The organism is Noviherbaspirillum denitrificans (assembly GCF_002211445.1).
GTDB classification, from domain to species: Bacteria; Pseudomonadota; Gammaproteobacteria; order Burkholderiales; family Burkholderiaceae_D; genus Noviherbaspirillum; species Noviherbaspirillum denitrificans.
Genome location: NZ_LSTO01000001.1, coordinates 3,433,736 through 3,445,487, shown reverse-complemented (window position 1 = coordinate 3,445,487; position 11,752 = coordinate 3,433,736). Strand labels below are relative to the sequence as shown.

The 11,752-nt window shown below is 62.6% G+C and carries 11 protein-coding genes; 9 read left to right on the top strand and 2 right to left on the bottom strand.

All coding sequences use genetic code 11. The features are described from left to right. On the top strand, positions 1–242 hold a 242-nt coding region (locus AYR66_RS29640; protein ID WP_206047201.1), incomplete at its 5' end, for an Rrf2 family transcriptional regulator. 137 nt (positions 243–379) lie between these two features. Here AYR66_RS29640 and AYR66_RS16665 read toward each other — a convergent pair. Both AYR66_RS16665 and AYR66_RS16660 read right to left on the bottom strand, forming a co-directional pair. Further along, positions 380–1,165 (bottom strand): 5'-methylthioadenosine/adenosylhomocysteine nucleosidase, encoded by a 786-nt coding sequence (locus tag AYR66_RS16665; RefSeq protein ID WP_088708437.1) that lies wholly within the window; start codon positions 1,163–1,165, stop codon positions 380–382. Positions 1,166–1,846: 681 nt separating this feature from the next. Continuing rightward, on the bottom strand, positions 1,847–2,722 hold the full coding sequence (locus AYR66_RS16660; RefSeq protein WP_088708436.1) for a LysR family transcriptional regulator: 876 nt from the start codon (positions 2,720–2,722) through the stop codon (positions 1,847–1,849). Between the two features lie 108 nt (positions 2,723–2,830). On the opposite strand from AYR66_RS16660, the gene AYR66_RS16655 reads away from it, so the two are divergent. The 8 genes from AYR66_RS16655 (at position 2,831) to AYR66_RS16620 (ending at position 11,663) form a co-directional block, all read left to right on the top strand. Then, positions 2,831–4,342, top strand: coding sequence for a CoA-acylating methylmalonate-semialdehyde dehydrogenase (locus AYR66_RS16655; RefSeq protein ID WP_088708435.1), 1,512 nt, complete (start codon positions 2,831–2,833; stop codon positions 4,340–4,342). Positions 4,343–4,398: 56 nt separating this feature from the next. After that, on the top strand, positions 4,399–6,072 hold the full coding sequence (locus AYR66_RS16650; protein ID WP_088708434.1) for a GMC family oxidoreductase: 1,674 nt from the start codon (positions 4,399–4,401) through the stop codon (positions 6,070–6,072). Positions 6,073–6,175: 103 nt separating this feature from the next. Beyond that, on the top strand, positions 6,176–6,700 hold the full coding sequence (locus AYR66_RS16645) for an Rrf2 family transcriptional regulator (protein WP_170942175.1): 525 nt from the start codon (positions 6,176–6,178) through the stop codon (positions 6,698–6,700). Positions 6,701–6,841: 141 nt separating this feature from the next. After that, the gene (locus AYR66_RS16640) at positions 6,842–7,177 is read left to right on the top strand and encodes a DUF2917 domain-containing protein (protein ID WP_170942174.1); all 336 of its coding nucleotides are present in this window, start codon (positions 6,842–6,844) and stop codon (positions 7,175–7,177) included. Between the two features lies 1 nt (position 7,178). Further along, positions 7,179–8,612: an aspartate aminotransferase family protein gene (locus AYR66_RS16635; protein ID WP_088708431.1), complete on the top strand. Its 1,434-nt coding sequence runs from the start codon at positions 7,179–7,181 to the stop codon at positions 8,610–8,612. A gap of 15 nt (positions 8,613–8,627) precedes the next feature. Continuing rightward, the gene (locus tag AYR66_RS16630) at positions 8,628–8,990 is read left to right on the top strand and encodes a cupin domain-containing protein (protein ID WP_170942173.1); all 363 of its coding nucleotides are present in this window, start codon (positions 8,628–8,630) and stop codon (positions 8,988–8,990) included. A 1-nt stretch (position 8,991) separates the two neighbouring features. Further along, a complete protein-coding gene (locus AYR66_RS16625) occupies positions 8,992–10,521 on the top strand; it encodes a methionine--tRNA ligase (RefSeq protein ID WP_088708430.1) in 1,530 nt (509 codons plus the stop codon). Further along, on the top strand, positions 10,518–11,663 hold the full coding sequence (locus tag AYR66_RS16620; RefSeq protein WP_170942172.1) for an NAD(P)/FAD-dependent oxidoreductase: 1,146 nt from the start codon (positions 10,518–10,520) through the stop codon (positions 11,661–11,663). Before AYR66_RS16625 ends, AYR66_RS16620 begins: the two co-directional genes overlap by 4 nt. The last annotated feature ends 89 nt before the right edge of the window (positions 11,664–11,752 follow it).

The following is an 11,752-nucleotide window of genomic DNA, read 5'->3' as shown; positions in this document are numbered from 1 at the left end:
CGTCCTGCATCCTGGCGGAACTGCTGCGGCAGTTTCCCGCCGCGGTGGGGTTCGACGGGCTTGTACGCGAATCGGATCATTCGCGGGACGAGGTGGAGGCGGTCTGCCTCCGTCTTTACCGCAATGGCTTGCTTCGGCCGGATGCGGGCGGGGAGGGGTTCTGGCGGCTGGCGGGGGATCCGGCGAGGATTACGCTGGCTGAACTCTTTTCGGCGCTGCTGGCACCATCCGAAAACGCTTGATACTTCTATGTCGTCCCCGCGAAGGCGGGGACCCATAGTAAGTCTGCATTATTGCCTCAGCATGGATCCCCGCCTTTGCGGGGATGACGGGGAAAGAGAAGTCAAAAGCTCCACCATGTATACCCGCCTGCAAGCACTTACACCTCCGGCAGGCAGTCCCCCATCCCGCACATCCTCTTCACAATTCCAAACGCATAGCGCGACGCCACGCTGTCGATGAATTGCATGAAGTCATGCGCCGACGCTTCATTGGCGCCATCTGAAATCGTCCGTATCACCGAAAACGGCACGCCGAATTCGAAACACACCTGCGCCACCGCCGCGCCTTCCATTTCCACCGCCAGCAATGAAGGAAACGCTTCCTTCAACGCGAGCTGTCTTGCCTGACTGTCAATAAATTCATCCCCGCTGGCGATCAGCCCGCGGAAAACCCTGGGCGACGCCAGCCGGAAGGTATCACGGTCCTGCGACGGGATCGCATTTTCCAGGTCGCCGGACAGGAACTGGTTGGCCGCTTCGGTCAGGCGGTCGGTGAGGTGCTTGTCCGATCCGAAGTGAGATTGCCCCAATAAAGGCACTTCATAACGCGGAAACAGCGGTGTGGCGTCCATGTCGTACTGCGCCAGCGAATCCGCGACCACGATATCCCCAACCTGTACATCGCTTTCCACAGCCCCTGCAACGCCCGTAAACACGATATGGGACACGTTGAAGCGTTCGATGAGGGTAGCCACGGTGGCGGCCGCTGCGACCTTTCCTATGCGCGACAGCACGCAGACAGTATCGATTCCCCACAGCTTGCCGGTGACGTAGTCGCGCATGCCCCTGGTGACGGTTTGGGTGTCCTGCATGGCTTCAATAAGGCCGGATTGTTCCTCGCGCAGTGCGCTGACCAGTCCGAGGCGGGTGATTTGTTGAGACATCGGCAATTTTTTTCTTGAAAAACAATGACTTCCGTCTGGAAGACGGGCAATTCGATAGCGTATTGCCATTGCATGCTTCTTTGCAACTGCGGCCGCTGAAGTTTCCGGGGTTTTTTAATTTGGTTTTGATATATATGGATAGTAGTAGTGTTAACAACTGCCGAAATCTGTGGATAACCCGGTAAACCAAAACGTAAACAAGCGTTTACGTCCTGTATAAAAAGCGGGATAACAGGTGTATGTGCAAAGGATAGTTTTTGAATAAAAAAACGCCTGTGGATTTCTGCCTGTCTTTTCCCCAATCACTCAAGCTGCTATCCAACGAGTTATCCACAAGCGTTTGTTGTGATCGCGTTTTTTTACTGCAAAACAAACGGAAAAAAAGCGGAGCAAAAAAGGCAACTCAACGGACCGGGTTTTTCGGAGAAACGCGGCAGGAAGCTTTCCGGGGTTTTTGAATAAAGGTTTATATATACGGATAGTAGTAGTGTTAACAACCGGCCTTTTCTGTGGATAACCGGGTTAACACCAATCCGATCAACTGTTTACGCAAAGGATAAGCGCTTGATAGGCGCTGTACAGCGCAAGGACAGATCTTGGATAAAAAAAGCCTGTGCACAAGCCGGCGTGCTTGTTCCCAAACAACTCACGGCTTATGCAAGGACTTATCCACATTCCTTGTCAGCTTTGCCACAATTCCTGCAAAAGCGAGAACGCGGCGGCGATCGTCGGTTCGTTTTTGCGCCTGGCCAGCGCGATGAAGGAGAGTTCGGTCGACAGGCTGACCGCGTCCGCGATCACCAGGCCGTGCGCATGGGCTTCGCGCAGCGCGATGGATTCGCGCACCAGGGACAGGCCGACGCCGGATTTCACCAGGTTGAGCATCGACGGCTCCTGGTCGACCAGCGCGACCTTGTTGGGCGTGACCTTGTACTGGCCGAAGGTTTTCGTCAGCAGGCGGTTGTGCGCCGATTCCGGCGGCGTCCAGATCCATGGCAGCTTCGCCAGCGCTTCCCAGCCTTTGCCGGCGACCCGGTTCTTCCAGCCTTGCGGTGCCACCACGCTGTAGGTGAAGGAGGTCAGCGTCAGCGAATGGCATTCCTTGCCCGGCGTGCCGAGGAAGAAGCCGACATCCAGCGCGCCGGCTTTCACTTGTTGCAATACCCAGCCCGACATGCCGTGCTGCAGTTGTGTGGATAACTGGGGGTAGGTTTCCACCAGGCGCTTCAGGAAGGGCCCGAGGCGGATGAATTCGGGGTCGAGGATGGTGCCGATGGATAACGCGCCTGAGAGCGTCGTATGCAGCGCGGCGACGCCTTCCCGGAATTCGGCGACGCTGGCCATCACCCGTTCTGCAAAGGGCAGCAGCTTGGCGCCGTCGTCGGTGAGCGCCATGCCGGTGGACGTGCGATTGAACAGGACCAGGTCGAGGCTGGATTGCAGTGCCTTGATCTGCAGGCTGACCGCGGGCTGGGTCAGGTGCAGTTTTTCTGCGGCGCGGGTCAGGTTGCCTTCGCGGGCGACCGTGACGAAGGCGCGTAGCTGGGTGAGGTCCATCCAAGCATTATAAGAGTCTTTAATATTAGGATTGACAATAACTCATTGGATTCCTTGGATGGACAGGAATATGCTGTGAAAAACCGCCATTCTTCCAAAGGATTTCTTATGACGAAGCCTCTCATCCAGCATTTCATCGGTGGTCGTGTGACCGAATCGACCAGCGGCCGCAAGCAGGCCGTGTTCAATCCCGCCACCGGCGAAACCAATGCCGAAGTCGTGCTGGCCAGCGTGGAGGAAGTCAATGCCGCAGTCGCCGCAGCCCGTGCCGCCGCGCCGGCATGGGCCGATACCGCGCCGCTGAAGCGCGGTCGCATCCTGTCCAAGTTCAAGGAATTGATTGAAAAGCACCACGACGACCTCGCCGCCGCGATCACGCGCGAGCACGGCAAGGTGTTTTCCGATGCCAAGGGCGAAGTGGTGCGCGGCCTGGAAGTGGTGGAATTCGCAACCGGCATTCCGCAGCTGATGAAAACGCAGTTCACCGACAACATTGGCGGCGGCATCGACAACTGGCAGTTGCGCCAGCCGCTGGGCGTCACCGCCGGCATCACGCCGTTCAATTTCCCGTTCATGGTGCCGATGTGGATGGCGCCGATGGCGATCGCGACCGGCAATACCTTCATCCTCAAGCCGTCAGAGCGCGATCCGTCGCCTTCGCTGATGATCGCCGACATGTTGCATGAGGCCGGCCTGCCGGACGGCGTGTTCAACGTGGTGCAGGGCGACAAGGTGGCCGTGGACGCGCTGCTGCACCATCCGCATGTGAACGCCGTGTCCTTCGTCGGCTCGACGCCGATTGCCGAATACATCTATACCGAAGGCGTGAAGCGCAAGGGTGCATTCCCGATGCGGGTGCAGGCGCTGGGTGGCGCGAAGAACCACCTGGTGGTGATGCCCGATGCGAACCTCGACCAGGCGGTCGATGCACTGATCGGCGCGGCCTACGGTTCCGCCGGCGAGCGCTGCATGGCGATTTCGGTGGCGGTCGCGGTGGGCGGCGTCGCCGACCAGCTGGTCGAGGCGCTGATCCCGCGCGTGAAGTCGCTGAAGGTGAAGAACGGCATGGAAGCCGATGCGGAAATGGGGCCTGTCGTTACCGCGCAGCACAAGGACAAGATCGAAGGCTATATCGAGGATGGCGTACGCTCCGGCGCGAAGCTGCTGGTCGACGGCCGCGGCCTGAAAGTGCCGGGGCATGAGAACGGCTTCTTCCTCGGCGGCTCGCTGTTCGACCATGTGACGCCGGAGATGAAGATCTACAAGGAAGAAATCTTCGGGCCGGTGCTGTGCGTGGTGCGCGTGCCGGACTTTGCGTCGGCGGTGGAACTGATCAACAACCATGAATTTGCCAACGGCGTGTCGCTGTTCACGTCCGACGGCAACACCGCCCGCGAATTCTCGCGCCGCATCGAAGTCGGCATGGTCGGCGTCAACGTGCCGATCCCGGTGCCGATGGCATGGCATTCGTTCGGCGGCTGGAAGCGCTCGCTGTTCGGCGACCTGCATGCATACGGGGAAGAGGGCGTGCGCTTCTATACGCGCTACAAGTCGGTGATGCAGCGCTGGCCGGATTCGATTGCGAAGGGGGCGGAGTTTACGATGCCGGTGGCGAAGTAAGGCCATCGTAAGCCCGTCAGCCCATCATCCCCGAACCCCACCTCCCTGGAGCCCCCATGGAATCCGCAGGAACCTACGACTACATCATCATCGGCGCCGGCACCGCCGGCTGCGTGCTCGCCAACCGCCTCGCGCAGGACAGGGACGTGTCCGTGCTGCTGATCGAAGCCGGCCGCAAGGACGATTACGTGTGGATCCACATCCCGGTGGGTTACCTCTACTGCATCAACAACCCGCGCACCGACTGGCTGTACCGCACCGAATCGGATCCGGGCTTGAACGGCCGCGCGCTGATCTACCCGCGCGGCAAGGTGCTCGGCGGCTGCTCGTCGATCAACGGCATGATCTACATGCGCGGCCAGGCGCGTGATTATGACGAATGGGCGGCGCTAACCGGCGACGACAGCTGGCGCTGGGAAAACGTGCTGCCGGTCTTCAAGAAGAGCGAGGATTACCACAAGGGCGGCGATGCCTTCCACGGCGCTGGCGGCGAATGGCGCGTGGAAAAGCAGCGCCTGTCCTGGGAAATCCTCGATGCCTTCCGTGAGGCGGCGAAACAGCGCGGCATTCCGAACATCGACGATTTCAACCGCGGCGACAACGAAGGCTGCGGCTATTTCGAAGTGAACCAGAAAAAGGGATTCCGCTGGAACACCGCGCGCGCCTTCCTCAAGTCGACCGAAGGCCGCAAGGGCAAGCTCGACATCATGACCGGCTGCCATGTGAAGCGCTTGCGCATCCGGCAGACGGACCAGGGCCCGGCATGCACTGGCGTGGAGTTCACCGGCGGCGGCACGGAGTGGTTTGCCGAGGCGCGCCACGAAACGATTTCAACCGCGGGCGCAGTCGGTTCGCCGCAGATCCTGCAGCTGTCGGGCATCGGTTCCGCATCGCTGCTGCGCCAACATGGCATCCCGATGGTTGCCGACCTGCCCGGCGTGGGCGAGAACCTGCAGGACCACCTGCAATTGCGCATGGCATTCAAGGTGAAGGGCGTGAAGACGCTCAACACCATGGCCAACAACCTGCTCGGCAAGATGCAGATCGGGATGCAGTATGTGTTCTCGCGCAGCGGCCCGATGTCGATGGCGCCGTCGCAACTGGGCGCCTTCACCCGCTCCGATCCGTCGCAGCCGACGCCGAACATCGAGTACCACGTGCAGCCCTTGTCGCTGGAAAAATTCGGCGAGCCGCTGCATCCCTTCCCGGCCTTCACCGCCAGCGTGTGCAACCTGCGTCCGACCGCACGCGGCCACGTGCGCATCGCGTCCGGCGATCCCTATGCGGCGCCGAAGATCACACCGAATTACCTGAGCACGCCGGAAGACCGCAAGGTGGCCGCCGACTCCCTGAAGATCACGCGCGACATCGTTGCCGCGCCGGCCTTGCAGAAGTACGCACCGGAGGAATTCAAGCCCGGCCTGCATTACCGCACCGAGGAAGAACTGGCGAAAGCCGCCGGCGATATCGGCACCACCATCTTCCATCCGATCGGCACCTGCAAGATGGGGCGCGCATCGGATCCGCTGGCGGTGGTCGACAGCCAGATGCGGGTGCGCGGTGTGAAAGGCTTGCGCGTGGTCGATGCATCGGTGATGCCGACCATTACTTCGGGCAACACCAATTCGCCGACCATCATGATCGCGGAAAAGGCGGCGCAGTGGATACGCGCGGAGCGCGCCGGAACACAGGGCGCGCAAACCATCGCGCGTATTGCGGAACCGGCTTGAAGGTTATGCAATGTCGGCATGGTTCGATGCCGACATTGCATTGGATTTGCTGCGCTGCGTTCCTTTAACCTGCGCCACACCTTTTTTCCGAAAGGCTGTGCGCATGGTTCAACATGAAGACTTCATCCTCGGCAACGCAAGCCTGCATGCGCAGTTGTCCTCGGCGCTCGCGGTGATGGCGCAACTCATCTGCAATACATCGCGCCCGCCCACCGCGCAGCAACTGTCGGAATCGCTGAATGTATCCCTGCGCTACCTGCGCAAGCTGATGCGGACCTTGTCCGCGGGCGGGCTGCTCGCGCCGCACGCGACCCATTCCGACACCTGGGTGTGCATGCACCCGCCGCATTCGGTGTCGCTGGCCGACGTCTATCATTGCCTGCTGGCGGAGAAGGAGGAGGGCGCGGCGCCCTTCATTCCGGCCACCCAAACCGATACGGCCACATCGGCGTCGGACCTGCTGATGATGCAGGCCACGATGTCGATCAACCAGACCGTGATGCAAAACCTGCAGCGTTTCGACCTTGGCCGCCTCAAGGTCGCTGAATCGGCCCAGATGTTTACGGCTTCACTGCGCGAAAAGGCGCAGCGGCATAGTCTCTCCCTCGATACCACCGCCGGTTCCTGACCGCGCCCCCTCCCGCCGCCGCGCACGGGCGGCGGAACGCCATGCACGCATGCATAGCCACTATACAAAGCATTCATTTCAACTCTGACTAGCGCCTGACTAACATCCCCCTTGTTCCTTCAACGACAAGAGGTGATGCAAATGAACATACAGGTGTTGCAGAGCGACAGTTTCGGCCGGGAGCTCAGCCTCTCCGCCGGCGACAACCGCACGGTGGACGTGCGCCAGCCGATCAGCGTGCATTGCGCGAGCGGCATGCTGTGGGTCACGGTCGAGGGCGATTCGCGCGACTTTTTCCTGCGCGCCGGCCAGACCATGAACCTGGTCATGCATGGCAAGGCGATCATCGGCGCCGAGCGCAATTCCACGATCACGGTAGAGCTGGCGGGTGCCAGGGCGAACGCCGACTGGACGGTCGATCCCCTGCCGCTGCCGAACCCGGTGATCTTCAACCAGCCTGCACTGTCGGGGGCCTGAGATGAGCGCAGCCATCGCGATCGCCAGCCAGGCCTATACCCGTCCTTCCATCCAGACCGCCGTGCCGGGACCGCTGTCCTCGGAGCAGCTGGCGCTGCAGCGCAAGGAAGAATCCGGCGCTGTCTCCTATCCGCGCAAACTGACCATCGCCATCAAGGCGGCGCAGGGAAGCTATGTAGAAGACATGGACGGCAACGTCTTCCTCGATTGCCTCACCGGCGCCGGCGTGATGCCGCTCGGGCACAACCATCCACGCGTGATCGCGGCGGCGAAGCAGCAGCTCGACAAGCTCACGCAAGGGCTGGACTTCCCGACCGAGGTGAAGACCGCGTTCCGCCAGGCGCAACTGTCGATGCTGCCCGAAGCGATCCGCGACGACATGCTGGTGCATTTCTGCGGCCCGACCGGCAGCGATGCGGTGGAAGCGGCGCTCAAGCTGTCCAAGCTGTACACCTGCGGCGATGAAGTGATCAGCTTCCAGGGCGGCTACCACGGCGCGGGCCACGGGACCATGGCGGTCACCGGCCTGCGCGAGGTGAAGATCCATCTCGGCAACCTGATGCCGGGCGTGCACTTCTTCCCGTATTCGCACTGCCATGACTGTCCGGTGGGGCTGAAGCGCGACAACTGCAATACCAATTGCGCGACCTACCTGGAAAAGTCGCTGCGCGATCCGAACTCCGGCCTGCGCCGTCCGGCCGCCGTGATCATGGAACTGGTGCAGGGCGAGGGCGGGGTGATTCCGGCCGACCTGGAGTTCGTGCGCCGGGTGCGTGCCGTGACGCGCGAGTTCGATATCCCGCTCATCATCGACGAGATCCAGACCGGCTGCGGACGCACCGGCACCTGGTTCGCCTTTGAGCAGTACGGCATCGAGCCGGACATCGTGCTGGCAGCCAAGGCGCTGAGCGGCATGGGTTCGCCGGTGGCGCTGATGTTCTACAACAAGCGCATGAATGTCTGGAAGCCTGGCGCCCACATCGGCACCTTCCGCGGCAACCAGATTGCGTTCGCGGCCGGCGTCGAAACCATCCGCGTGGTGCGCGAGGACGATGTGCTGGGCAATGTGCGCGAAGTCGGCGCCTTCCTGCTTGACGGTTTGCGCAAGCTGGCGGACGAGTTCCCGCTGGTGTCCGATGCACGTGGCCGCGGCTTCATGCTTGGCCTCGAAGTCTGCGATCCGCTCACCCGCAGACCCTCTCCCGAAATCGCGAAGGTGGTGCAGAAGTTCGCGCTGCAGAAGGGCCTGATCGTGGAACTCGGCGGCCGTGACGACATCGTGGTGCGCCTGCTGCCCCCGCTCACGCTGAGCATGGACGAGGCAACACAGGCGCTGGCCATCTTGCGCAGCGCACTGGGCGAAGCGATGCAGTCGGTGAAGACGGTGCGCACCGTGGTCGAACGCGCGGCCCAGGCCGAATCCATCCAACCGTAAGCGGAGGCCAGGCACATGCAAGCAATCAACCGGATGGATTGGACGCAGCTCAAGCACGAGTACGACCTCGATGCCAAGCGCCTGCTGCCCTGGGAGGGCGTGGTCGCGCCCTTCGGCGGCGCCTGGTGCGTGGTGCGCCCGGGGACGCGGTCCCTGCCGCACGCGCACATGGAGCGCGAGATTTTCATCTGCATCGACGGCAACGCCGATGTGGTGCTGGACGGCAAACCGCATCCGCTCAAGAAAGGCGACGTGGTCGCGGTGCCGCCGGGCAGCGAACACTTCATTCAAAACGACAGCGGCAACGACTTCCACATGTACTGCATTTTCTGGGACAAGGACGCCGCCACCAATTATCTGCAAGAGGAGGTTCTCTGACATGGCACGCAAGATCGTCACCATCGCTCCGCCGACGCCCAACGGCGACCTGCACCTGGGGCACATTTCCGGTCCGTACATGGCGGCCGACGTCTATGCCCGCGTGCGCCGCCTGCGCGGCGACGACGTGGTGCTGCTGTGCTACGCCGACGACTACCAGAGCTACCTGGCGCGCAAGGCACGCGAGCTGAACGTCGAACGCTTTGCGCTGGGCCGCGAGAACGGCACCAAGATCGCCGAGACGCTGCGCATGATCGATATCGAACTGGACTGGTTCCACCAGGCCGGACACAACGATTACTTCCGCCGCGCGGTGACGCAGTTCTATACGGCGGCGCGCGACAGCGGCAACGTAGTCAGCAAGGCCAGCCGCATCCCGTATTTCCCGGCCTTCGACATGTACGGCTATGAAGCCTTCGGCCGCGGCGACTGCAACCATTGCGGCGCATCCTCCGATGCCAGCCAGTGCGAAGACTGCGCGCATGCGCCGGATGTGACGAAAATGGAGAACATCCGCTGCACCCTCGGCCCATCCGAGGTGGAATGGCGCACCGTCGAACGCGAATACCTGCGCCTCGATGCCTTCCGCGGTTTCCTGCGTTCGCTGTACGAGACGAAGGCGCTGCGTCCGCACCTGCGCGCCTACCTGGAAGAAGTGCTGGCGCTGCCCGACCTCGACTGGGCGGTCACCCGTCCGCATGAATACGGCATCGAACTCGACGAACCGGGCCAACCCAACGTGCATACCTGGTTCAGCGGTATCGCCGGTTACTTCGCCACCTTCTGCGAATGGGCGGACCGCCAGGGCAAGCCGGAGCTGATCGATGCTTGGCTCAAGGACCGCGACACCGGCCTGGTGCATTTCCTCGGTTTCGACTGCTCCTTCAGCCACGCGATTGCCTATCCGGTGCTGCTGTCGCTGGTCGACGGTTTCCAGCGCGATGTGCAGATCTATACCAACCGCTTCCTCAAGCTGGAAGGCGAGGATTTCTCGACCAGCCGCGGCCATGCGATCTGGGTGCGCGACATCCTGAAGACGCATCCCGCCGATGCGGTGCGTACTTACCTGGCGCTCAACAGCCCGGAAGAAGCGGTGTGCAACTTCAGCATGGCGGAATTCTCGGCGTGGTACGAGACGGCGTTCAACGGCAAGCTCAACCGCTTGCGCGATACCTTGTTCAATGCGAACCAGAAGCAGGCTTTCATCGCCATCGCCGCATGCGACCGCGCTGCATTCAATACCTTGCTGCGCGACTGGCGCCATGCCGGCAGCGAAGGGGCGTTCTCGATGCGCAGGCTGGCGCGGGTGTGCGCATCCGTGCTCGACCTGGCTGCCGATGCCGCCGTGCACCGCGCCGCCGACGCTCGCATGCTGCTGGCCGCCTATGCGGTGCTGTCCAGCCCCATCCATCCGGCATGGTCGTCCGCGCTGATGCAACGCATCGGCCTGGAGCAATCGGTCGCCGCCGAATGGCTCGACGCCGCGCTGGCTGCCGCATCGTCGGAACCGCTCGTGCTCGAGGCAGCATGATGGCGATCCGGCACTTCGATGTGGCGGTGCTCGGCGGCGGTGCCGCTGGCTGCCCGGTGGCCTGGTTCCTGGCGCGCGCAGGCTTGCGCGTGTGCGTGGTGGAGCCGGGTGTGGCCGGCGGTGGCGGGGCATCGTCGATGACCGGCGGGATCGTGCGCGCCTACGATCCGGATCCCGCGCTCATGCAGTTGTCGCTGCGCGGCGTGTCCCTGTTCGCCGAGTGGGAGCGGCATGGATTGCCGGGACCGTCGCCGCTCAAGCGCACCGGCTTCCATTACCTGGTGGCGCCGGAAAACATCGAGGCGGCCGCCGCCGGCGCGCAGTGGCTGGAAGAGAAGGGCTATCCGGTCATGCGCCGCCTGCCCGCGAGCTGCCTGCAGGAACTGCCCTTCCTGCGGCCCGACCATCCGGCGCCGCTGGCCTTGCATGAACCGATGGGCGGCCACGGCAATGCGCGCCTCACTTGCCAGCAATTGGTCCGTTCCCTGGTCGACATGGGCGGCACCGTGCTGGAAAACGCGGGCAGCGACATCCGCCTGGAACGGGCTCCGCACGGCTGGAACATCGTGCTGCCGCACGGCACGCTGCGCGCTTCCATTGCGGTGGTGGCAGCCGGGCAGGCGACGCGGGATTACCTGCCGCAACTGCCGGTGTTCGTACGCAGCATTCCGCTGGTGCGCATGCAAGGGGCGACGGTGACGCCGCTGGTCGACGAATGCAACCAGACCTATTTCGTGCCGGCCGGCGACGGCACATTCTTCTGCGGTTCGAAGTGCAATACCGACCTGCCGCATGCCGCGCCCGTCACTGACCTGCCTGCCGTATCGCGGGCGATGGTCGAGGACGCGAGGATGCGCGCGGCCGGCGTGCTGCATGCGGGAATCTCGCCGCAACCGCTGGGCGCCATTGCCGGCTACGACCTGTACAGCGCCAACCTGCGGCCGCAGATCGGATTCGCCGCCGAGGGCCTGTTCACGCTCGCGGCCTTTTCCGGGCGGGGTTTCAAGTACTGCCTCGCCGCGGGAGAAGCGGCGGCCAACCTGGTCTGCGAAGCGCTCGGACGCACTGCGCCGTATGCACACGCCTGCAGCCTCGATGCAGTAGCCCCGCAGTCCTGCCAACCTGAACTGGAGCACGCATGATGAATATTTCTACTTCCAGCGGCAAAGCGAAGTGCCGCCCTTTCAAGATCGGCCTGTCCGCCAATCTTGGCAGCGGTCGCAGCGTGCAT